At 72.4% G+C, this 22709-nt stretch carries 18 protein-coding genes; 6 read left to right on the forward strand and 12 right to left on the reverse strand.

The window, feature by feature from the left end:
- Positions 1-86 precede the first annotated feature (86 nt).
- Together pyk and ACZ4FH_RS12030 are read right to left on the reverse strand one after the other, a co-directional pair.
- Positions 87-1520 (reverse strand): pyruvate kinase, encoded by a 1434-nt coding sequence (pyk, locus tag ACZ4FH_RS12025; RefSeq protein ID WP_467304144.1) that lies wholly within the window; start codon positions 1518-1520, stop codon positions 87-89.
- A 145-nt stretch (positions 1521-1665) separates the two neighbouring features.
- Positions 1666-2367: an SIMPL domain-containing protein gene (locus ACZ4FH_RS12030; protein WP_467304146.1), complete on the reverse strand. Its 702-nt coding sequence runs from the start codon at positions 2365-2367 to the stop codon at positions 1666-1668.
- A 262-nt stretch (positions 2368-2629) separates the two neighbouring features.
- On the opposite strand from ACZ4FH_RS12030, the gene ACZ4FH_RS12035 reads away from it, so the two are divergent.
- Positions 2630-4435 carry a bifunctional metallophosphatase/5'-nucleotidase gene (locus ACZ4FH_RS12035; protein WP_467304148.1) on the forward strand — a complete coding sequence of 602 codons (1806 nt, stop codon included), beginning with the start codon at positions 2630-2632 and terminating at the stop codon, positions 4433-4435.
- Between the two features lie 101 nt (positions 4436-4536).
- Here the strand turns inward: ACZ4FH_RS12035 and ACZ4FH_RS12040 are convergent, their stop codons facing one another.
- The 6 genes from ACZ4FH_RS12040 to ACZ4FH_RS12065 all read right to left on the reverse strand — a co-directional run bounded on the left by ACZ4FH_RS12040 (position 4537) and on the right by ACZ4FH_RS12065 (position 12880).
- Positions 4537-5631 carry a peptidoglycan-binding domain-containing protein gene (locus ACZ4FH_RS12040; protein WP_467304149.1) on the reverse strand — a complete coding sequence of 365 codons (1095 nt, stop codon included), beginning with the start codon at positions 5629-5631 and terminating at the stop codon, positions 4537-4539.
- A 229-nt stretch (positions 5632-5860) separates the two neighbouring features.
- Positions 5861-7270 carry a lysine N(6)-hydroxylase/L-ornithine N(5)-oxygenase family protein gene (locus ACZ4FH_RS12045; protein WP_467304150.1) on the reverse strand — a complete coding sequence of 470 codons (1410 nt, stop codon included), beginning with the start codon at positions 7268-7270 and terminating at the stop codon, positions 5861-5863.
- Positions 7267-8670: a pyridoxal phosphate-dependent decarboxylase family protein gene (locus tag ACZ4FH_RS12050; RefSeq protein WP_467304152.1), complete on the reverse strand. Its 1404-nt coding sequence runs from the start codon at positions 8668-8670 to the stop codon at positions 7267-7269. Before ACZ4FH_RS12050 ends, ACZ4FH_RS12045 begins: the two co-directional genes overlap by 4 nt.
- Positions 8671-9012: 342 nt before the next feature.
- Entirely contained in the window at positions 9013-11514 is a 2502-nt protein-coding gene (gene pepN / locus ACZ4FH_RS12055) for an aminopeptidase N (protein WP_467304153.1), read from the reverse strand.
- Positions 11515-11669: 155 nt separating this feature from the next.
- Positions 11670-11990 (reverse strand): chorismate mutase, encoded by a 321-nt coding sequence (locus ACZ4FH_RS12060; RefSeq protein WP_383643711.1) that lies wholly within the window; start codon positions 11988-11990, stop codon positions 11670-11672.
- An 11-nt stretch (positions 11991-12001) separates the two neighbouring features.
- The gene (locus tag ACZ4FH_RS12065; RefSeq protein ID WP_383643708.1) at positions 12002-12880 is read right to left on the reverse strand and encodes a helix-turn-helix domain-containing protein; all 879 of its coding nucleotides are present in this window, start codon (positions 12878-12880) and stop codon (positions 12002-12004) included.
- 152 nt (positions 12881-13032) lie between these two features.
- Between ACZ4FH_RS12065 and ACZ4FH_RS12070 the strand changes: the two genes are divergently transcribed.
- The 3 genes from ACZ4FH_RS12070 to ACZ4FH_RS12080 all read left to right on the forward strand — a co-directional run bounded on the left by ACZ4FH_RS12070 (position 13033) and on the right by ACZ4FH_RS12080 (position 16880).
- The gene (locus ACZ4FH_RS12070) at positions 13033-14823 is read left to right on the forward strand and encodes a glycoside hydrolase family 35 protein (RefSeq protein ID WP_467304156.1); all 1791 of its coding nucleotides are present in this window, start codon (positions 13033-13035) and stop codon (positions 14821-14823) included.
- A gap of 61 nt (positions 14824-14884) precedes the next feature.
- Positions 14885-15787 (forward strand): hypothetical protein, encoded by a 903-nt coding sequence (locus ACZ4FH_RS12075; RefSeq protein WP_467304157.1) that lies wholly within the window; start codon positions 14885-14887, stop codon positions 15785-15787.
- Between the two features lie 115 nt (positions 15788-15902).
- Complete coding sequence (locus ACZ4FH_RS12080; RefSeq protein WP_467304159.1) at positions 15903-16880, forward strand: ankyrin repeat domain-containing protein; 978 nt, start codon at positions 15903-15905, stop codon at positions 16878-16880.
- A gap of 115 nt (positions 16881-16995) precedes the next feature.
- Here the strand turns inward: ACZ4FH_RS12080 and ACZ4FH_RS12085 are convergent, their stop codons facing one another.
- From ACZ4FH_RS12085 to ACZ4FH_RS12100, 4 genes are all read right to left on the reverse strand, one after another.
- Positions 16996-18666: a DEAD/DEAH box helicase gene (locus ACZ4FH_RS12085; protein WP_467304161.1), complete on the reverse strand. Its 1671-nt coding sequence runs from the start codon at positions 18664-18666 to the stop codon at positions 16996-16998.
- A gap of 86 nt (positions 18667-18752) precedes the next feature.
- On the reverse strand, positions 18753-18956 hold the full coding sequence (locus tag ACZ4FH_RS12090; protein WP_006123767.1) for a cold-shock protein: 204 nt from the start codon (positions 18954-18956) through the stop codon (positions 18753-18755).
- 238 nt (positions 18957-19194) lie between these two features.
- On the reverse strand, positions 19195-19806 hold the full coding sequence (locus tag ACZ4FH_RS12095; protein WP_383643693.1) for a TetR/AcrR family transcriptional regulator: 612 nt from the start codon (positions 19804-19806) through the stop codon (positions 19195-19197).
- 36 nt (positions 19807-19842) lie between these two features.
- Entirely contained in the window at positions 19843-20355 is a 513-nt protein-coding gene (locus tag ACZ4FH_RS12100; protein ID WP_467304164.1) for a pyridoxamine 5'-phosphate oxidase family protein, read from the reverse strand.
- A 183-nt stretch (positions 20356-20538) separates the two neighbouring features.
- Here ACZ4FH_RS12100 and ACZ4FH_RS12105 point away from each other — a divergent pair, with 183 nt between their 5' ends.
- Together ACZ4FH_RS12105 and ACZ4FH_RS12110 are read left to right on the forward strand one after the other, a co-directional pair.
- Positions 20539-21465: a rhomboid family intramembrane serine protease gene (locus ACZ4FH_RS12105; protein WP_467304165.1), complete on the forward strand. Its 927-nt coding sequence runs from the start codon at positions 20539-20541 to the stop codon at positions 21463-21465.
- Between the two features lie 4 nt (positions 21466-21469).
- On the forward strand, positions 21470-22672 hold the full coding sequence (locus ACZ4FH_RS12110) for an SLC13 family permease (RefSeq protein ID WP_467304167.1): 1203 nt from the start codon (positions 21470-21472) through the stop codon (positions 22670-22672).
- Positions 22673-22709 lie beyond the last annotated feature (37 nt).

Here is a 22709-nt window from a genome sequence, read left to right on the forward strand (position 1 = left end):
TGTTCACGTTCTCGTGAACATCCGCTTTTTTGTCACACAGAGTGGCCTCGATCACCCATCGTAGTTCCATGGAACGAGGACCCGCGCTACTTCGGGCTGTCGTCCTCGCCGATGTGGTGCACCCGGACCAGGTTCGTCGAGCCGGCGACGCCCGGCGGGGAGCCTGCGGTGATGACGACGACGTCGCCCTTCCGGCAGCGGCCGATCTTCAGGAGTTCCTCGTCGACCTGGGCGACCATCGCGTCGGTGGAGTCGACGTGGGGGCCGAGGAACGTTTCGACGCCCCAGGTCAGGTTGAGCTGGGAGCGGGTGGCGGGGTCGGGGGTGAAGGCGAGGAGCGGGATGGGTGAGCGGTAGCGGGAGAGGCGTTTGACGGTGTCGCCGCTCTGGGTGAAGGCGACGAGGAACTTCGCGCCGAGGAAGTCGCCCATCTCGGCCGCCGCGCGGGCGACCGCGCCGCCCTGGGTGCGGGGCTTGTTGCGTTCGGTGAGGGGCGGGAGGCCCTTGGCGAGGATGTCCTCCTCGGCGGCCTCGACGATGCGGGACATCGTGCGGACGGTCTCGATGGCGTACTTCCCGACGCTGGTCTCGCCGGAGAGCATCACGGCGTCCGTGCCGTCGATGACGGCGTTGGCGACGTCGGAGGCCTCGGCGCGGGTGGGGCGGGAGTTGTCGATCATCGAGTCGAGCATCTGGGTGGCGACGATGACCGGCTTGGCGTTGCGCTTGGCGAGCTTGATGGCGCGCTTCTGGACGATCGGGACCTGCTCCAGGGGCATTTCGACGCCGAGGTCGCCGCGGGCGACCATGATGCCGTCGAAGGCGGCGACGATGTCGTCGATGTTCTCGACGGCCTGGGGCTTCTCCACCTTGGCGATGACGGGGAGGCGGCGGCCCTCCTCGTCCATGACGCGGTGGACGTCCTCGATGTCGCGTCCGCTGCGGACGAAGGAGAGGGCGATGATGTCGGCGCCGGTGCGCAGGGCCCAGCGCAGGTCGTCGATGTCCTTCTCGGAGAGGGCGGGGACGGAGACGGCGACGCCGGGGAGGTTGAGCCCCTTGTGGTCGGAGACCATGCCGCCCTCGATGACGGTGGTGTGGACCCGGGGGCCGTCGACCTCGGTGACTTCGAGGGTGACGCGGCCGTCGTCGATGAGGATGCGTTCGCCGGTGGTGACGTCGGCGGCGAGGCCGGTGTAGGTGGTGCCGCAGGTGTGGCGGTTTCCCTCCATCGGTTCGACGGTGATGGTGAAGTCGTCGCCGCGTTCGAGTAGTACGGGGCCTTCCTTGAAGCGGCCGAGGCGGATCTTCGGGCCTTGAAGGTCGGCGAGGATGCCGACGCTGCGGCCGGCTTCGTCGGAGGCTTTGCGGACGCGGTGGTAGCGCTCTTCGTGTTCGGCGTAGCTGCCGTGGCTGAGGTTGAGGCGGGCGATGTCCATTCCGGCTTCGACCAGGGCTTTGATCTGGTCGTATGTGTCGGTGGCGGGTCCCAGGGTGCAAACGATTTTGGCTCGGCGCATGGTTCGAGCCTAAACCTTACCTATGGGTAGGCCATTGGCTCCGGATGACTGTCCAACCACCTTTGAATGAAGGGTTATTGACAAGTGTTGAATTGTGCGGCGGCGCGCTCCGATGAGCGCACGCCGGTATGGATTCGGGTGGGTTTCAGAGTTTCGGCGGGGTCATGGTGAAGCGGGCGTTGACCTGGGCGTAGACGGTCTGCCGCTGGGGTTCGAGGTCGATGGCGGGGGGCGGCGGGGCGCCGGCTCCGGCGGGAGCGGGGAGTGCGCCGCCGTAGCCGGCGCTGCGGGCGTAGGCGGCGGGGGCGGGGTTCTCCGCGCCTATGTCGGCGAGTTCGACGAGGGCGGCGAGCTCGGCGCCGAGTGCTCCGGCGTATTCGCGGGCGCGCTGGACCGCTTCGCGGACGGCTTGGCGGCGGGCCTCGCCGTGGGCGGGAGAGGTGGGGCGCAGGGCCCACCAGGGGCCGTTGACGTGGGTCATGTCGAGGTCGCCGACGCGGGTGACGAATTCGCCGAGCGCGGTGAAGTCGTTGAGGACGGCGGTGATGTAGACGCGGCCGTGGTAGGCGCGGATCTTCTCGTCGCGGCCGCGGTGGACGAGTTCGGGGCTGATGGAGAGGGCGCCGGTTTCGAGTTTCTCGACGGCGTCGCCGTAGGTGCGGGCGAGTGCGAGGACGGTGGTGTTGCGGTGGGTGAGGTCTTCGAGGGCGGCGCGGCGGTCCCTGCCCCGGGCGGTGACGGTGATGGAGAGGCGGGCGATCTCCGGGTCGACTTCGAGGCGGGCTTCGCCCCGGACGGCGAGGCGGGGCTGGTCCGGGGTGCCGTAGGGCTGGGCGGTGTCGGTCATGGGTCCACTGTGGCAGCGGGGTGTGACAGTCGGGTGGTCGTGGCCGGGTTGTGACGGTCGACGTGCGGCGGTCGACGTGTGGCGCTCGGCGTGCGGCGGTCGGGGGTGTGGTCGGGTGGTCGTTGTGTGGTCATGGAACGGAAACCTGCCGGGGGTGTTGCCGGGGGTGGTGCGTGGGTGATTATCTACGCGCGTTGTCCGTGTGGGCGCGTGGTCTACGCGCGTCGTGCGCGGGGTGAACTGAGATGTGGGAGAAGACGAGATGCCGCTGAACCGAAGGACGTTTCTGGGGACATCGGCGGCTGCCGGTGCGGGTGCGGCGCTGGTGGGGGGTGCCGCGGTGCCGGCCGGTGCGCACGGCCGGGGCCATGGTCACGGGCCGGAGCCGAAGCGGTATTCGTTCACGGTGATGGGGACGACGGACCTGCACGGGAACGTCTTCAACTGGGACTACTTCACGGACGCCGAGTTCGACGACAAGGCGCACAACGATGTGGGTCTGGCGAAGATCTCGACGCTGGTGGATCAGGTGCGCCGGGAGAAGGGCCGTCACAACACCCTGATGATCGACGCGGGTGACACGATTCAGGGTACGCAGTTGTCGTACTACTACGCGAAGATCGATCCGATCACGGCGAAGCGCGGTCCGGTGCATCCGATGGCGCAGGCGATGAACGCGATCGGCTACGACGCGGCGGCGCTGGGGAACCACGAGTTCAATTACGGGATTCCGGTGCTGCGGAAGTTCGAGGAGCAGTGTGACTTCCCGCTGCTGGGGGCGAACGCGCTGGACGCGAAGTCGTTGCGGCCGGCGTTCGCGCCGTATGTGATCAAGAAGCTGCGGACGCCGCACGGCCGGGATGTGCGGGTGGGGATCCTGGGTCTGACGAATCCGGGCATCGCGATCTGGGACAAGGCGAACGTGAGCGGGAAGATGGTGTTCCCGGGTCTGGAGGAGCAGGCGGCGAAGTACGTGCCGCGGCTGCGTTCGATGGGTGCGGACGTGGTGATCGTGTCGGCGCACTCGGGGAACAGCGGGACGTCGTCGTACGGGGACCAGATCCCGTACGTGGAGAACGCGGCGGGTCTGGTGGCGGAGCAGGTGCCGGGGATCGACGCGATTCTGGTGGGTCACGCGCATCTGGAGATTCCCGAGTACTTCGTGGAGAACAAGGAGACCGGGAAGAAGGTCGTGCTGTCGGAGCCGTTGAAGTGGGGGCAGCGGCTGACGCTGTTCGACTTCGACCTGGTGTGGCAGAAGGGTCGCTGGGTGGTGGAGCGGGCCGGTTCCCAGGTGCTGAACTCCAATACGGTGGCGGAGGACCCGAGGATCACCCGGCTGCTCGCGGACGAGCACGCGAAGGTCGTGGCGTACGTCAACCAGGTGATCGGTACGTCGACGGCGGCGATGTCCACGGCCGAGGCGGCGTGGAAGGACGAGCCGATCATCGATCTGATCAACGTGGTGCAGACGGAGACGGTGAAGGAGGCGCTGGCGGGGGGCGAGTACGCGGCGCTGCCGGTGCTGTCGCAGGCGTCGTGCTTCTCGCGCACGGCGCGGATTCCGGCGGGTGATGTGACGATCAAGGACGCGGCGGGGCTGTATCCGTTCGAGAACACGCTGGAGGCGCGGCTGGTGACGGGTGCGCAGATCCTGGACTATCTGGAGTTCTCGGCGAAGTACTACGTGCGGACTGCGGCGGGTGCGCCGGTGGATCCGGAGGCGTTGACGAACGCGGACAACACGCCGGACTACAACTACGACGCGGTGTCGGGGCTGACGTACGACGTCGACATCGCGAAGCCGGTGGGGTCGCGGATCTCGGGTCTGCTGTTCGAGGGGAAGCCGGTGGATCCGGCGGCGCAGTTCGTGCTGGCGGTGAACAACTACCGGGCGAGCGGCGGGGGGAACTTCCCGCACGTTCCGGCGGCGAAGCAGTTGTGGGCGAATTCCGAGGAGATCCGGAACACGATCATCGCCTGGGTGCAGGCGAAGGGTTCGGTGGACGCGGCGGAGTTCGCTTCGGTGGACTGGCGTCTGACGCGGGACGGTGTGCCGGTGTTCTAGCCGGGTTCCCCGGTCGGCTGTCGGCCGGGATCGGGCTGTGGCGGCGGCCCCTCTTCCTCGCTCGTACGAGGGAGAGGGGCCGTTGTCGTGTCCGGGTGGGGTCAGCGGGTGCCGAGGAGGGCGCGCCAGGTGTTCGGGCCGATGACGCCGTCGGCGGCGAGGTGGTGGCTCTTCTGGAAGGCGAGGGTGGCTGCCTTGGTCCTGGCGCCGAACGAGCCGTCGACGGTGAGGGAGTAGCCGTAGACCCTGAGCTGGGTCTGGGCGGCCTTGACGGCCTGGCCGGTGGATCCGTGGCGGACGGTGGTGATGAGCTGGGACCAGGTCTTGGGGCCGATGACACCGTCGGCGGCCAGGGAGCGGGTCTTCTGGAAGCGGAGGGTGGCGGTGCGGGTCCTGGGGCCGAAGCTGCTGTCGACGGCGATGCCGTAGCCGCGGGCGGTCAGGAGGTACTGGGCGGTGCGGACGTCGGTGCCCTTGGATCCGCTCTTGAGGACGGGCCAGGAGGCGCTGGGGGTGGGGAGCTGTCCGCCGCCTCCGCCTCCGCTGCTGCCGCCGCCGAGCTTGACGGGGCGGTAGGGGTCGTAGTGGTCCTTGCCGATGCCGTAGCCGAGGATGCGGTGGGTGGTGCCGTGGGAGCCGCGCTGTTCGTAGGCCCAGTAGGAGGTGTGGGAGGTGTTGGCCCACTTCTCGAAGATGACGACGTGGCGGAAGTCGCCGTCGGTGGTGCTGGCGTCGATGAGCAGATCGCCCTTTCTGAGCCCGCTGGTGCTGCTGAGGTGCTGGGTGACGCCGTTGCGGCTGTCGGCGAGGCCGACGGTGTTGAGGCCGGGCTTGCCGAGGGCGAGTGCCATGGAGACGTAGCCCGAGCAGTCCTGGCGGTATCCGTCCTTCCAGGTGCGCTGCATGCTGTACGGCACTTGGTGGCCGCCGTTGGCGGTGAGCCAGGTGCGGGCGCGGTTGATCATGGTGTCGGGGGACATGGTGGCCGAGGCGAGGCTGGTTATCCGGTCGGCCCGGGTGACGAGTCCGCTGTCGGCCTCGGGTTCGGGTCCGTAGGCGGTGTCGGCGGCGACGGTGGCCGGGGTGTCGTGGCCGGTGAGGTGCGGTACGACGACGACGGCCGCGGCGACTCCGGCGGCGGTGAGGCCGACGAGGGCGAGCTGGGTGCGGCGGGTGAGGCGGTGGTGCAGGGCCATGGCGGTAGTCCCCCGATGCGTCCGTGGTGCGGCACACGGTCCGAGGGCACCCGGGAGCGCGGGTGCGGTCGTGACGGGTGTGCCGCCAGTGGTTGCTGACGGGGGACCACGATGGCAAGGGCGGGGGCCGGCGCCCAGCGCTGTGCGCAAGACGCATGAGGTGGTGACGTGACCCCGACATTGTGGGGGTGCTGGGCCGTCTCTGTGACAGATCTCCGTGCGGGGGCGGTCAGTTGTTCTGGACGAGCGGGACGAGGTGGGGGCCCTGGGCGGGGACGGCGGGGGTCTGCGGGGTGAGGCCGAAGGTGGTGAAGGCGGTGCGCTCCGGGAGGGGGTAGGGGGTGGTGCCGGTGAGGTCGTTGAGGATGGTGGCGCTGCGCCAGGCGGCGAGGCCGAGGTCGGGGGCGCCGACGCCGTGGGTGTGGCGTTCGGCGTTCTGTACGTAGATGGCGCCGGTGACCGCGGGGTCGAGGTCGAGGCGGTACCGCTCGTCGACGCGGGGGCGTCCGGCGCGGTCGCGGCGCAGCCGGGTGCCGAGGGGTTCGAGGAGGGTGTCGAGGGGGCGTTCGCGGTAGCCGGTGGCGAGGACGACGGCGTCGGTGACGAGGCGGCTGCGGGTGCCCTGCTGGGCGTGTTCGAGGTGGAGTTCGACGCGGGTGGTGGCGACGCGGCCCGCGGTGCGGACGCAGACGCCGGGGGTGAGGGTGGTGTCGGGCCAGCCGCCGTGGAGGGTGCGGCGGTAGAGCTCCTCGTGGATGGCGCTGATGGTGTCGTGGTCGATGCCCTTGTGGAGCTGCCACTGCTGGGGGACGAGCTGGTCGCGGACGGTTTCGGGGAGGCCGTGGAAGTAGCGGGTGTAGTCGGGGGTGAAGTGTTCGAGGCCGAGTTTGGAGTACTCCATGGGGGCGAAGGCGGGGGTGCGGGCGAGCCAGTGGAGTCGTTCGCGTCCTTCGGGGCGGGCGCGCAGCAGGTCGAGGAAGATCTCGGCGCCGGACTGTCCTGAGCCGATGACGGTGATGTGTCCGGCGTCGAGGAGCCGGCTGCGGTGGTGGAGGTAGTCGGCGGAGTGGATGACGGGGACGGAGCCGGCGTCGGCGAGGGGTTTGAGGGGTTCGGGGATGTGGGGTTCGGTGCCGACGCCGAGGGCGAGGTTGCGGGTGTGGGCGCGGCCGAGGGCTTCGGCCTCGCCGTCGGCGTCGAGCTGGGTGAAGTCGACTTCGAAGTGGGCGCGTTCGGCGTTCCAGCGGACGGCGTCGACCTGGTGGCCGAAGTGGAGGCCGGGGAGTTCCCGGCTGACCCAGCGGCAGTAGGCGTCGTATTCGGTGCGTGGGATGTGGAAGCGCTCGGCGAAGTAGAAGGGGAAGAGCCGGTCGCGGGTGCGGAGGTAGTTGAGGAGGGTCCAGGGGCTGGTGGGGTCGGCGAGGGTGACGAGGTCGGCGAGGAAGGGGACTTGGAGGGTGGCGCCGTCGATGAGGAGTCCGGGGTGCCAGTGGAAGGCGGGGCGCTGGTCGTAGAAGGCGGTGGTGAGGGGGGTGGTCAGACCGTGGGCGAGGGCCGCGAGCGAGAGGTTGAAGGGGCCGATGCCGATGCCGACGAGGTCGTGGGGCCGGTCGTTCTCGGGGGTGGGCCGGGTGGTCATCGGGGGGTGCCGCTTTCGGTGAGTTCGGTGGCGAGGTCGGTGACGAGGGCGAGGAGGGTGTGCAGGTCCTCGGGGGTGGCGTGGGGGTTGAGGAGGGTGGCCTTGAGCCAGAGGCGGTCGTGGGTGCGGGTGCGGCCGAGGACGGCGTGGCCGCGGGCGAGGAGGGTGCGGCGGAGGGTGGCGACGGTGTGGTCGTCGGCGTGGGTGGGGCGGAAGAGGACGGTGGTGAGGGTGGGGCGTTCGTAGAGGTCGAGTCCGGGGTGTTTGGTGATGAGGTCGGCGAGGTGTTCGGCGGCGGCGCAGGTGCGGTCGATGAGGTCGGCGAGTCCGCTGCGGCCGAGGGCCTGGAGGGTGACGGCGATCTTGAGGGCGTCGGGGCGGCGGGTGGTGCGCAGGGAGCGGCCGAGGAGGTCGGGGAGGCCGGCTTCGGTGTCGTCGTCCGCGTTGAGGTAGGGGGCGTGGTGGTGGAGGGAGTGGAGGAGGCGGTGGTCGGGGACGGCGAGGATGCCGGCGGACGCGGGCTGCCAGCCGAGTTTGTGGAGGTCGAGGGCGACGCTGTGGGCGCGGTCGATGCCGGTGATCTTGGCGCGGTGGGTGGGGCTGAGGACGAGGGGTCCGCCGTAGGCGGCGTCGATGTGGAGTTCGGCGCCGTGGGCTTCGCAGACGTCGGCGATCTCGACGAGGGGATCGATTCTGCCGGTGTCGGTGGTGCCGGCGGTGGCGGTGACGAGGAGGGGGTGGGGTCCTCGGTGGTGGGTGAGGAGGTTGTCGAGGGCGCCGGGGTCGATGGTGCCGGTGGGGGCGGGGACGGTGAGGGGTTCGGGGAGGCCGAGGAGCCAGGCGGCGCGGGGGATGCTGTGGTGGACGTTGGTGCCGCAGACGGTCTGGACGGTGCCGTGGCGCTCGCGGGCGAGGAGCAGGGCGAGTTGGTTGGACTCGGTGCCGCCGGTGGTGACGAGGGCGTCGGGGCGGGGGCGGCGGGGGTAGATCTCGGCGGCGAGGGCGGCGGCGGTGTCGGCCTCGATGGTGGAGGCGGCGGGGGCCTGGTCCCAGGAGTCCATGGAGGGGTTGAGGGCGGAGGCCGCGAGGTCGGCGGCGGTGGCCAGGGCGAGGGGCGGGGTGTGGAGGTGGGCGGCGCAGAGGGGGTCCGCCGGGTCGGCCGCGCCTTCGGTGAGGGCGCCGACGAGGGTGGCGAGGGCGTGGTGGGCGCCGGTGCCGTGTTCGGGGATGACGGGGTCGAGTGCGGTGCGGGTGTGGGCGGCGACGGTGTCGGGTCCGCCGGTGGGCAGGGGGCCGTCGCGGCGTCGGGCGCCCTCCTGGAGGGCGGTGAGGACGGTGTCGATGAGGGGGCGCAGGGCGGTGGGTCCGGTGGTGGAGCCGGCGAGTGCGGGGGTGGGCATGGAGAGCTGACCCTTCGGGTGCGCGCGAGTGGACGTGTCAGCTTGTCCGGGTTTCGCGTGCCGTTGCCGGGGTGCCCGGTGATCTGAACCCGAAAGGAGGACGACGGGCTGGTGGGAGCGGGGTGTCGCGCGGCGGAATGCTATGGGGCGCGGGGCGGTCTCCGGGGTGGCACGCGTACGCGGTACGTCCGGTACGCGTTCGAGCGGCTCGCCCCCTGCACGCGCGGCGGGGCACGCGCGCCCCGTCCCCCGGCGGCGGTCTCCGGGCCCGTACGCGTGTGCCCGGCCGGCCCTCGGGGTGAGGGCGGGCCGGGCACGGGTGGTGCGGGGTGTCTCGGGCGGTCAGTGCGCTTCGCGTACGGCGAGGGCGCGGCGCAGGTCGTCGATCTGGTCGGCGAGCTTGCGGCGGAGGGCGGGGATGAGCCCTTGGTCGGTGAGGGCCTGTTCGCCGAGGCGGAGGCTGTCGGCGTCGACGGCGTACGCGGGGAAGGCGTACCGTCCGGCGGCCTCGGCGATGACCGGGCCCCGGCGGACGGCGAGCGCGGTGGCGTCGGGGTAGAAGCGGGCCACGTACGGGGCGAGGAGTTCGGTCTGCTCGGGCTGCCAGAAGCCCTGGGCGGTGGCGGTGAACAGGTAGTTGGAGAGGCTGTCGTCGCCGAACATGGCGTCCCAGGCGGCGGCCTTGGCCTCGGCGGCGGGGAGGGCGGCGCGGCAGCGGGCGGCGCCTTCCCGTCCGGTGGCACTGGGGTCGGCGTCGAGTGCGGCGTCGATGGCGGTCTCGTCGACGGCGCCGAGGACGGCGAGCCGGGTGAGGATGCGCCAGCGCAGTTCGGGGTCGAGTTCGGGTCCGCCGGGGACGGTGCCGTCGGCGAGCCAGGCCTGGAGGGTGTCGGGCTGGGTGGCGGCGTCGATGAAGTGGCGGACGGCGACGAGGCGGAGTCCGGGGTGGGTGCCGTCCTCGGTGCGGCGGATGAGGTCGCGGCTGAGGGCGGTGAGGGTGGCGAGGGCGGCGGGCCGCTGATCGGGGGTGACGTAGCGGGCGGCGACCTGGGTGTCGGCGAAGGCGAGGACGCCCTGGAGGAGCGCGAGGTCGGTCTCGTGCGGCAGATGCGTGCGGGCGGCGTCGAGGTAGGTGGTGGGGGCGAGTTCGCCGTCGCGGACCATGTCGCGGGCGGCGTTCCACACGACGGCGCGGGTGAGGGCGTCGGGGATGCCGGAGAGGTGGGTGAGGACGGTGTTCCAGGAGTCCGGGTCGACGCGGATCTTGGCGTAGGTGAGGTCCTGGTCGTTGAGGACGACGAGGGCGGGGCGGCGGCCGGGGCGGGTGACGGGGCCGTTCTGCGGGACCGTGATCTCGAAGCGGTCGCGCAGGACCAGCTGTTCGGGGCCGGGTTCGGTGCCGAGGGCGTGGTCGTAGGTGCCGACGGCGACGCGGTGGGGGCGGGTGCCCCGGTGGTCGACGCCGAGGGACCAGCCGGTGCCGGCCTCGGTGACCTCGGGGACGAGGGTGTCGACGCCGGTGGTGCGCAGCCACTGGTCGGCCCAGGCGTGGACGTCGAGTTCGGTGGCGGAGGCGAGGTTGTCGATGAAGTCGGCGAGGGTGGCGTTGCCGAACCGGTGGCGGGCGAAGTGGGTGTTGATGCCGGCCAGGAAGTCCTTCTCGCCGAGCCAGGCGACGAGCTGGCGCAGGGCGGAGGCGCCCTTGGCGTAGGAGATGCCGTCGAAGTTGAGCATCGCGGAGGCGGTGTCGGGGACGGCGGCGGGGTCGGGGGCGACGGCGTGGGTGGAGGGGCGCTGGTCGGCGTCGTATCCCCAGCCCTTGCGGGCGACGCCGAAGTCGACCCAGGTGTCGGTGTAGTGGGTGGCCTCGGCGAGGGTCTGGTAGCCCATGTACTCGGCGAAGGACTCGTTGAGCCAGATGTCGTCCCACCAGGCGAGGGTGACGAGGTCGCCGAACCACATGTGGGCCATCTCGTGGGCGATGACCATGCCGCGGGTCTGGCGTTCGGTGTCGGTGACGGCCGAGCGGTAGACGAATTCGTCGCGGAAGGTGACGAGTCCGGGGTTCTCCATGGCGCCGGCGTTGAACTCGGGGACGAACGCCTGGTCGTAGGAGTCGAACGGGTAGGGCTCGTCGAACTTCTCCTGGAACCGGTCGAAGCAGGCGCGGGTGATGTCGAGGATCTCGTCGGCGTCGGCGTCGAGGTGGGGCGCGAGCGAGCGGCGGCAGTGGATGCCGAAGGGCAGTCCGGCGTGTTCGGTGGTCACGGAGTGCCAGGGGCCGGCGGCGACGGCGACGAGGTAGGTGGAGAGGGGCGGGGTGGGCGCCAGGGTCCAGCGGCCGTCGCCGTCGTGGTGGGCGATGCCGTTGCCGAGGACGGTCCAGCCCTCGGGGGCGGTGACGGTGAGCGCGAAGACGGACTTCAGGTCGGGCTGGTCGAACGCGGCGAAGACGCGCTGGACGTCCTCCATGAAGAGCTGGGTGTAGACGTAGGTCTCGCCGTCGCTGGGGTCGGTGAAGCGGTGCATGCCCTCGCCGGTGCGGGAGTAGCGCATGGCGGCGTCGACGCGCAGTTCGTGGGGGCCGGCGGCGAGGCCGGTGAGGGGGAAGCGGTTCCCGGTGAGGTCCGCGGGGTCCAGCGGCCGTCCGTCGAGACTGATGGAGCGCAGGTCCGCGGGCTTGATCTCGACGAACGTGTCACCGTCGGCGAGGGCGGTGAACGTGATGACGGTACGGGAGTCGAAGGTCTCCTCCCCCGCGGTGAGATCGAGGTCGATCGTGTACCGCTGTACGTCGAGGAACTGGGCTCGGGCCTGCGCTTCATCGCGCATCAGTACGGACATGGGTGCCATGCTGCCGTATGGGGTGGCCGGTGTGCAGGCGGGTTCACGGTGGGCTGACGCGATGGTGCCGGGTTCTTGGCGGACGGGCCCTGCGGCGGGGTGCGCCGGTGACGTGGAGTGAGCGCCGGTGGCGCGGGGTGTGCGCCCGGGGGCGGTCAGCCCTGGGCGGCGGACTCCTCCGCGATGCGCTCGTGGTGGCGGATGACCTCGGCGACGACGAAGTTGAGCAGCTTCTCCGCGAAGGCGGGGTCGAGGTGGGCGCTCTCGGCGAGCTGGCGGAGCCGGGCGATCTGGCGGGCCTCGCGGTCGGGGTCGGCCGGGGGCAGGTGGTGGGCGGCCTTGAGGTGGCCGACCTGCTGGGTGCACTTGAAGCGTTCGGCCAGCATGTGGACGACGGCCGCGTCGATGTTGTCGATGCTCTGGCGCAGCCGGGTGAGTTCGGCGCGTACGGAGTCGTCGATGTCGTTCGTGGTCATGGGCAGCGAGCTTACGGGGTGACCGTCGGCGGGTGATCGGGGTCCGGGACGCGGTCGCTCCAGCCGCCGGGGACGGCGCGGCCCTGCTGGGCGCGGAAGCGGACGGGGGCCATGCCGACGCGGCGGGCGAACAGGCGGGAGAAGTAGGCGGGGTCGTCGTAGCCGACGCGGCGGGCGACGGCGGCGACGGGCAGGTCGCCGGTGGCGAGGAGTTCCTTGGCGCGGCCGAGCCGGATGCCGAGGAGGTAGTCCTTGGGGCTGCATCCGGCGCCGCGGCGGACGGCGGTGCGCAGTTCGGCGGCGGTCATGCCGTGGCGTGCGGCGTGTTCGGCGACGGACAGCGGCTGGAAGGCGTCGCGGGCGAGGGCCTGGAGCACGGGGTCGCCGTCGGGGCCGAGGTCGGCGCGGGCCCGGCGCAGGGCGACGAGGAGTTCGTGGACGGCCGCCGCGGTCTCGACCTCCAGGAGCGGGTTGCCGCGCCGGGCCGCGCGGACCATGCGGCCGACGGCGGCGCGCGGGGCGGCGGTGTCGGAGAGCGGGACCAGGGGGCGGTCGGGTTCGATGCAGCCGAGTTCGGTGTAGGTGGCGGTGGCGGGGCCGGTGAAGTCGACGAAGCTCTCGTCCCAGCCGGTGACGGGGTCGGCGCCGTAGTGGTGCGGGGTGCCCGGGGTCAGCCAGATCAGGCTGGGCGCGGTGACGGGCAGCCGCCGCCCGTCGGGGCCGGCGAACCAGCCGCTGCCGGAGTGGACGACGACGGCGACGTGGTGGTCGAGGGTGCGGGGGCCGACGGGCGGGAGGGTGCCGTGCTGGAGGCCGACGCCGAGGCAGACCAGTCCGAGGCGGTGGTGGAGCGGGCTGGGCGTGAAGAAGCGCATCCAGGTGTGGTACATCGGCCTCTGCGCTCCCCGGTGGTCCTGTTCCTGTGCGGCATGCCCTGTGAGCAGGCGGTTGTCCAAACAGCCACGATCTTTGTCCATGGACCGGCCGCACGCCAGGGGTGAGGCTGGACCGAGGGATTCCGCATCGGGAGAGAACGGGCACCATGGCTGACTTCACCGTCGGGGACGACGACTTCCGGATCGACGGGAGGCCGGTGCGCCTGCTGTCGGGGGCCCTGCACTACTTCCGGGTGCACGAGGGGCAGTGGGACCACCGGCTGGCGATGCTGCGGGCGATGGGCCTGAACTGTGTGGAGACGTACGTCCCGTGGAATCTGCACGAGCCGCGTCCGGGGTGCTTCCGGGACGTCGGGGCGCTGGGGCGGTTCCTGGACGCGGCGCGGCGGGCCGGGCTGTGGGCGATCGTGCGGCCGGGGCCGTACATCTGCGCCGAGTGGGAGAACGGGGGGCTGCCGGTCTGGGTGACGGGGCGGTTCGGGCGGCGGGTGCGGAGCCGTGACGAGGGGTATCTCGACGCGGTGCGGGCCTGGTTCACGGAGCTGCTGCCGCAGGTCGTGGCGCGGCAGGCCGACCGGGGCGGTCCGGTGGTGATGGTGCAGGCGGAGAACGAGTACGGGAGCTTCGGCACCGACGCGGTGTATCTGCGCCGGGTGGCGGACCTGCTGGTGGCGCTGGGGGTGAGCGTGCCGCTGTTCACCTCGGACGGTCCGGAGGACCATATGCTCACCGGCGGTTCGGTGCCCGGTCTGCTCGCGACGGCGAACTTCGGTTCGGGTGCGCGGGAGGCGTTCCGGGTGCTGCGCCGTCACCGGGCGTCGGGTCCGCTGATGTGCATGGAGTTCTGGTGCGGCTGGTTCGAGCACTGGGGTGCCCCGCCGGTCGTGCGGGAGCCGCGGGAGGCCGCCGCGGCGCTGCGGGAGATCCTGGAGTGCGGGGCCTCGGTGAACCTGTACATGGCGCACGGCGGGACGAACTTCGCCGGCTGGGCGGGGGCGAACCGGTCCGGTCCGTTCCAGGACCAGGGGTTCCTGCCGACGGTGACCTCGTACGACTACGACGCGCCGGTGGACGAGTACGGGCGGGCCACGGAGAAGTTCCGGCTGATGCGCGAGGTGCTGGCCGAGTACGCGGACGGGCCGCTGCCGCCGCTGCCGCCCGCACCGGCCGGGCTTGCGCCGGTCCGGGCGGGGCTGACCGAGTGGGTGCCGCTGGCGGGGGTCATGGAGGCGCTGGGCGATCCGGAGCGCGGGGCGTCGGGGGTGCCGCCGACCTTCGAGGAGCTGGGGGTGGACCGGGGGCTGGTGCGCTACCGGGTGGCGGTGCCGGGTCCGCGCCGCCCGTATCCGCTGTCGGTGACGGGGCTGCGGGACCGGGCGGTGGTGTTCGTGGACGGGGTGCGCCGGGGCGTGCTGGACGAGGCGGACGCCGTGCTGCCGGAGCCGGTGGCGGGTCCGGCCGAGGTGGAGCTGTGGGTGGAGTCGCTGGGGCGGGTCAACTACGGGCCCCGACTGGGCGAGCCGAAGGGGATCACCGGGGGTGTGCTGCACGAGCGGCAGTACCTCCACGGGGTGCGGGCGCGGGCGCTGCGGCTCGACGCGTTCGACGTGCCGGGGGCGGTGGCGGGCCTCGCGTTCGCCCCGGTCGACGGGTCGGGCGGGACCGGTCTGTACCGGGGGGTGTTCGAGGTCGCCGACGCGTCGGCGGCGGACCACGCGGGGCTGGAACTGCCGGGCTGGACCCGGGGGTTCGTCTGGGTGAACGGCTTCTGTCTCGGGCGGTACTGGGCGGCGGGCCCGCAGCGGACGCTGTACGTGCCGGGTCCGGTGCTGCGGGACGGTGCCAACGAGGTGTGGGTGCTGGAGCTGGAGGGGGCGGCGGCGCCGTACGTACGGCTGGGTCCGGGTCTGCCGCCGAGGGCGGGCGCGGACGGCTGAGGGAGCGGACCCCGGGGCTACAGTGGGGGGAATCTCGGCGCCTGCGAGCGGGGGTACGGACATGGCGGACGCGCCGAACGGCAGCCCGGTGGTGCACGGTTTCCCCCATCTGGACACGGTCCGATCGGCGATCACGGCGCTGTACCGGCGGCTGTCCGCCGACGGGGTGCAGCAGTTCGCGCCGAGTCTGGCGCCGGCCGAGGCCGCGTTCGCGGACACGGACGATCTGCATCTGGGCGCGCAGCGGGTGGCGCGGGCGATGGTGCGGCACTTCCGGCTGCCGGACGCGCGGATGATCGTGGCGTTCCGGTCGATGGAGCACGCGGGCAGTGTCGAACTCGCCGCGGGTCCGGAGTACTTCGTGGAGCTGAACGACCGGTTCCGCACGCATCGCCGGGACATCGGCGCCGCGCTGTCGCACGAGGTGACGCATGTGCTGCTGCACCGGCTCGGGCTGGAGTTCCCGGGCACCCGGGACAACGAGATCCTGACGGACACGGCGGCGGCCTATCTGGGGGCGGGCTGGCTGCTGCTGGACGCGTTCCGGGAGGACGCGGTGTCCAGCCAGAAGCTGGGCTATCTGACCCCCGAGGAGTTCGGGTACGTGCTGGCCAAGCGGGCGGAGGCCTTCGACGAGGACCCCTCGCCGTGGTTCACCAGCCCCCAGGCGTACACGGCGTACACCGAGGGCCGGGCGCTGGCGCTGCGGGAGCGTGCCCGGCCGCCGCTGACCGCGGCGGGCTGGGCGGGCCGCCGCCGGTACGCGAAGGACCGCAGATATGCCCAGGACCATCCCGGGGCCGCCGCCTCCCCCGACGTGCCGTACGCCTTCGAGGCGGGCGCGGACGGGCTGCGGGTGGCGTTCGCCTGCCCGACCTGCCACCAGCGCAACCGGGTTCCGGTCCGGGGCCGGGTGCGGGCCCGGTGCGCGCTGTGCCGCACGGTGCTGGACTGCACGACCTGACACCGCGTCCGGGGTCCGCGGCCGTACGGCTTAGGGCCTGTCTGACCATTCCCGTCGCCCGGCCCGCCCTCCGGGCGGACGACGGGAATGGTCAGACAGGCCCTAGAGTCGAAATGTGAAGGAAGACCCGAAGGGGCGGCTTCCGGTCCCGGCGGACGGACCGGCGCTGTTCGACGCCCTGTACGAGGACGACGACGCCGTCGTCCGTCTGCTGCGCGCCGGGGTGTCCGCCGAGTCGGTGGACGGTGAGGGGGCGAGCGCGCTCTATCTGGCGGCCGTCTCGGACCGTCCGGGCGCGGTGCGGCTGCTGCTCGCCGCGGGCGCGGACCCGGACCGGGCGTGCGGCCCCGAGCGCGGTGATCTGCCGCTGTGCGGGGCGGCGTGCGGAGGGCACACCGAGGTCGTGGAGGCGCTGCTGTCGGCCGGGGCCCGGCCCGATCTGCCGGAGCAGTTCGGCTTCACCGCGCTGCGCTGGGCGGTCGGTCTGGGCCATGCCCGCACCGCCGAGGCCCTGCTCGCGTACGGCGCCGATCCCCGCCTGCCCGGCCCCGAGGGCGAGCCGCCGCTGCTCCTCGCCGCACGCCGGGGTTCCCTGCCCACGGTCCGCGCCCTGCTGCGCCACGGCGCCGGGGACCCGCCCGGCGCCGTCGCGGCGGCGCTCGCCGAGGCCCTGCGCATGCTGCGCACGGACCTGGAGCAGGAACTGCGGGCGGGACTGCGGGAGCTGTACGGGGACGCCGAGGGGTACGCGATCGTGGTGCGCCGGACCGTCGTGGACGGCGGGCTCACGCTGACCGCCGAACTCCTCCGGGACGGACGCCCGTCGGCCGGCCGGGACCAGCAGACCGGGCACGGCGCGATCGCCACGGTGCTGGAGCGGGAGCTGGGCCGGCGGGCCCCGTACGAGGAACTGGCCCGGCGCGCCCTGCGCTGGGGCGATCCGGAGCTGGACGACTGGCGGGTGTGCGTCGAGGCCCTGCGCGAGCGCGGCGACGAGGAGACCCGCCGGGCGGCGCGGGACTGGTGCGCGGCCCCGGACCCGGTGCGGCGGGCCCTGGGGGCGGCGGTGCTGGCGGGGCGGCCCGCCGTCTGAGGACGACGGCGGGGCCCCGGGGCGCGGACCCCGCGCGGAACGGCCGACGGGCACGGTGGCGCGGGCCGAAGCCCGCGCACCGTGCCCGTCGCCGGTCGCTCACCGCCCGGGGGCGTCAGGCCGCGCGGCGGCCTCGTGCCGGGGCTCCGCCGCGGCCGGCGGCACCGCCGGAGCGGCCGGATCCGGTGGCCCGGCCGGCGCCGCCCGTACGACCGGCGCCGCCGGAGCGGCCCGAGCCGTCGGCACGGCCGCCGGCGGACCGGCCGCCCGCGGACCGGCCGGTGCCGGTCGTGGTACGGGTGCCGCCGTCACCGGTGGCGGCCGCGGCCCCGCCGGAGCGCCTGCCCCGGCCCCGGCTGCCGGAGCGGGACGTCCCGGATCCGGTGCGCTGCTTGGGCGGGGTGGGCTGCGGGACCTCGATCACGACGGCGACGCCGGAGGGCTCGCGGGCCCCGGTGATCCGGGTGAGCTCCTCGTCGCCGGACTTGACCCGGGTGGTGCGGGGGGCGATGCCCGCGTCCCGCATCAGCCGGTTCATCTCGTGCTTCTCGTCGGGCAGCACCAGGGTGACCACGCTGCCGGACTCCCCCGCGCGGGCGGTGCGGCCGCCCCGGTGGAGGTAGTCCTTGTGGTCGGTGGGCGGGTCCACGTTGACGACGAGGTCGAGGTCGTCGATGTGGATGCCGCGGGCCGCCACGTTCGTCGCGACGAGCGCGGTGACCTGGCCGGTCTTGAACTGGTCCAGGGTCCGGTTGCGCTGCGGCTGCGAGCGTCCGCCGTGCAGGGCCGCGGCCCGCACCCCGCTGGCCAGCAGCCGCTTGGCGAAGCGGTCGGCGGCGCGCTTGGTGTCGACGAACATGATGACCCGGCCGTCACGGGCCGCGATCCGGGTGGCGACGGCCTTCTTGTCGGTCTCGTCCAGGACGTGGAGGACGTGGTGCTCCATGGTCGTGACGGCACCGGCGGACGGGTCCACGGAGTGCACCACGGGGTCGGTCAGGAACATCCGGACCAGCCGGTCGATGTTCTTGTCCAGGGTCGCCGAGAACAGCATCCGCTGCCCGTCCGGCTCGACCTGCTTGAGCAGGGCGGTGACCTGCGGCATGAAGCCCATGTCGGCCATCTGGTCGGCCTCGTCGAGGACGGTGATCGCGACCTCGTCCAGCCGGCAGTCGCCGCGTTCGATGAGGTCCTTGAGCCGGCCGGGCGTGGCGACGAGCACCTCGGCGCCCCGGCGCAGGGCCGTGGACTGCTTGGTGATCGACATGCCGCCGACGACGGTGGCCAGCCGCAGCTGGACCGAGGTGGCGTACGGGGTCAGCGCGTCGGTGACCTGCTGGGCGAGCTCGCGCGTCGGGACGAGGACGAGGGCCAGCGGGGCCTTGGGCTCGGCGCGGCGCCCGGCGGTGCGGGCCAGCAGCGCGAGACCGAAGGCGAGGGTCTTGCCGGAGCCGGTGCGGCCCCGGCCGAGGATGTCCCGGCCGGCCAGCGAGTTCGGCAGGGTAGCGCCCTGGATCGGGAAGGGCTCGGTGACGCCCTGCGCGGCAAGGGTTTTCAGCAGGGCGGCGGGCATGTCCAGCTCGGCGAACGCCTCGACGGCGGGCAGTGCGGGGGTTGTCGTTTCGGGCAGGGCGAACTCACCCTGCGGCGGCGTGGCCCTGCGACGGGACGACGCCTTGCCGGATCCCTTGCCGGAACCCTGTGCGGTTGCCTTGGCCTGGGCCGTGCCGCGCCCCCTCGACGGGCGGGTGCGGGCGGGACGGTCCTGGCGTTCGGAGCGGGTCATACGGGATTGCCCTCCTGGGGACAGCACAAACCGGGACCCGCACCGTTCGCGGTGCGGGTCCCGGCTGTGAGATATGCGTCAGGCGATCAGGCCGGGACGATGTTCTCCGCCTGGGGGCCCTTCTGGCCCTGCGTGACGTCGAAGGAGACCTTCTGGCCCTCCTGCAGCTCACGGAAGCCCGAGGCGTTGATGTTCGAGTAGTGGGCGAAGACGTCGGCGCCGCCGCCGTCCTGCTCGATGAAGCCGAAGCCCTTTTCCGAGTTGAACCACTTCACGGTTCCAGTAGCCATGTCAATCTCCTCATAGGTGCAGTGCCGGAAATCCGCACTTTACGAATTCCAAGTCGCCGCATTGAGCCCCACCCGGAGAAAGCCGGAAAACAATAAAGCGCCTGACGAAGCATTCCCGTCAGGCGCGCATAAAGTTCATGGGTACCAAAACTGCAACGCCCCCACCGTAGCACGAACCGTCGCCCGGCGGAGGGAAGCACCCGTGCCGCCGGGCCGTGGACGGGGTGCGCGGCCCTGTTCAGGGGCGCAGGGCGATGCCGTCCAGGACCATCGAGAGGTACTGGCGGGCGATCTCCTCGGGGCTGTGCCGGCCACCGGGCCGGTACCAGGACGCGGCGACCCAGACGGTGTCGCGGACGAAGCGGTAGGTGAGGCGGATGTCGAGGTCGGCCCGGAAGGTCCGGTCGGCGACCCCGCGCTCCAGGGTGCCGAGCCAGGCCTTCTCGAACCTGCGCTGGGAGTCGGCGAGGTAGTGGAACCGGGGCTGGTCGACCAGGTGCGCGGACTCCTTCTGGTAGATGGCGACGGCCGCGCGGTGCCGGTCGATCTCGCGGAAGGACTCCGTGACGAGCGCCTCGATGGTCTCCCTGGGGCCGAGTCCGGCGGCCAGGACGGCGTCGTACCCCTCCCAGAGTTCGTTCAGGAAGGTGGAGAGGATCTCGTCGAGCATCGATTCCTTGGAATCGAAGTGGTAGTAGAGGCTGCCCGCGAGCATGCCGGCCTCGTCCGCGATGCGGCGGACGGTCGTGGCGTTGTATCCCTGGGCGGCGAACACCTCGGCGGCGGTGGCCAACAGTTCGCCGCGGCGCTCGGGCGACGGGGCCCCCTGGGGCTTCTTCTTGGTAGGCACCCGCCCATTGTCCGCCCGGCGCCGCGGCGGTCTCCGTCAGGCCGGGAGGTCGTCGTTGCCCCGGCGGATCTCGCGCACCGGCCGGCCGGGCCGCCAGGTCCGGATGACCAGGGTGTCGCCGCCGTCCAGCCCGATGCGGACCACCTCGGTCAGCTCCGCCCGGAAGAGGTGGAAGGGCTCGGGCGGATGCACCTCGCCGATGTAGCGGGCGAGCAGGTCCGGGTCGGTCACCTCGACGGCGCACCCGGAGACTCGGACGTCGCCGTCGGCCATCTCGGCGTCGGGTCCGGGGTTGGCGTGGAGGGAGAAGCGGGGGTCGCGGCGCAGGTCCAGGGCCTTGCGGGACTGCGGCATCATGCCGAGCAGCGCCTCGCCGAGCCGGAACTCGACTTCGAGGCCGGTGAGCCGGGGCGAGCCGTCCGCGCGGAGGGTCCCGAGGACGTGGTGCTTGTACTGGCCGAAGCGGCGCTCGACGGTCTCGGCGAACGCGGGCTCGGCCGCCCGGAAGTCCGCCCAGGAGGCGGGGGACACGGAGCGTGGTGAGGTCATGGGTGCATCGAACCCCGGAATCCCGACATCTTCTGTCCGGATGACCGCGGAAGGTGTCCGCGCGGTCCGGGGAACCACCCGGGCGGAGTCCGAAACCCGGATGTGCCCGCACTCCGCCGGTTCGCTATCTTGATCGCCGCCGCCCCCACCGGCCTCTCGTCCCATTTGCTGAAGGAGCCGGCCATGGAGGCCGCCGTCACCACGTGCTACCGCCATCCGTCGTACGAGACGTATGTGAGCTGCACCCGCTGCGAGCGTTTCATCTGCCCGGACTGCATGCGTGAGGCGGCCGTCGGCCACCACTGCGTGGAGTGCGTGAAGGAGGGGCGGCGCTCGGTGCGGCAGGCCCGGACGGTGTTCGGCGGCTCGGTGGCGCGGTCCGCGGTGCCCGTGGTCACGTACGCGCTGATCGGGCTGAACGTCCTGGCGTACCTGGCCGAGCTGGTCCGGCCGGGGCTCGTCGACCGGTTCGGGATGCTGGGGGCCGGGCTGACCGGCCCTGACGGCACCGCGTACGTCCATGTGCACACGGACTACCCGCCCGGTTTCCACGAGACGGGGCTGGTGGCGGGTGAGTGGTACCGGCTGCTGACGGGCTCCTTCCTGCATCTGCCGCCGGACGGCTCCGCGCTCGGCGGGCTGCCGTTCGGGGTGCTGCACATCCTGTTCAACATGTACGCGCTGTGGAACCTGGGCCGGGTCGTCGAGGAGCAGCTGGGGCGGGCGCGGTATCTCGCGCTGTATCTGCTGTCGGCGCTGGGCGGCTCGGTGCTGGTCTATCTGATCGCGCCGTACGACGCGGCGGTGGGCGCCTCCGGTGCGGTGTTCGGTCTGGCGGCGTCGTTCTACGTGATCAACCGGCGGCTGGGCCGGGACATGGCCGCGGTCAACCGGTTCCTGGCCGGCTTCCTGGTGTGGATGGTGGTCTCGGCGGGCTTCACCTCCTGGCAGGGGCATCTGGGCGGGCTGCTGACGGGTGCGGTGGTCACCGTGGTGTACGCGTACGCCCCCGGTCCGCGCCGGACCCCCTTCCAGGCCGCCGGATGTGTGGTGCTGGGCGCGGTGCTGGTGCTGCTGGTCGTGCTGAAGACCTCCGCGCTGACAGGCTGAGGGCATGCGCGTCCTGGTGTCCCGGATCCGGCTGCTGCACCCGCTGGACCGGCTGGCCGGCGGGCTGCTGGCCCTGGGCGTCCTGGCGGTGGTGACGGGGCTCCTGCCCCGGGACCGGGCGGGCGAGCAGCTGGGCCGGCTGGGGCCGCTGCTGGTCTTCCTGGCCACGGTGATCGTGCTGGCGGAACTGGCGGGGCGGGCCAGGGTCTTCGATCTGGTCGCGGCCCGGGTGGCGCGGGCCGGTCGCGGCCGCTATCCGCTGCTGTTCGCGCTGTGCGTGGGGTTCGCCTCGCTCACCACGATCACCCTGAACCTGGACACCACGGCGGTGCTGCTCACCCCGGTGATGCTGGCGCTCGGCACCCGGGTGGGCATCGCGGCCCTGCCGCTGGCGATGACGACGGTGTGGCTGGCCAATACGGCGAGTCTGCTGCTGCCGGTGTCGAATCTGACGAATCTGCTGGCGGCGGACCGGGTGGCGCTCTCCCCCACGGGTCTGGCCGCGGTGATGTGGCTGCCGCAGCTGGCCGCGATCGCGGTGACCGCCCTGTGCCTGTGGGTCTTCTACTGGCGCCGGGGCCGGCGCGGCGCGGACCGCTACACCCCGCCCGCCCCGCCGGAGGTGGAGGATCCGGTGCTGCTGCGGATCTGCGCGGCGGCCTGTGCCGGTTTCCTGCTGGCGATCCTGGTGGTGGACGTGCCTCTGTGGGCGGCCTCGCTGGTGGCGATGGCCGTGGTCGTCGCGGCGTACGCGGTCAGGAGCCCCGGGGAGCTGCGTCCGTCCCTGGTGCCGTGGCGGCTGCTGGTGCTGGTGCCCGGGATGTTCCTGGTGGTGGAGACGGTGAACGCGCACGGGATGCACGAGCTGCTGGTGCGGGCGCTGGGCACGGACGGCGGTCTCGCCGGGATGCTGCGCACGGCCGGGGTGGGGGCGGCCCTGGCGAACGTACTGAACAATCTGCCGGCGTACGTGGCGGGCGAGGCGGTCGTGCCCGCGGGCAACCACGACCAGTTGCTCGCGCTGCTGATCGGGGTGAACGCGGGTTCCGTCGTCACCCCGTGGGGGTCGCTGGCGACGCTGCTGTGGTTCGAGCGGTGCCGCTGGCAGGGCACGGTGATCGAGGTGCGCCGGTTCGTGCTGACCGGGCTGGTGGTGGCCGTGGCGGCGACGGCCGCGGCCACGTGCGCGCTGGTCCTGACCGTCTGAGGACGGTCAGGACCGGCGCGGGACGCGCCACGGCGCC

This window comes from Streptomyces sp. NPDC024555 (assembly GCF_055559335.1).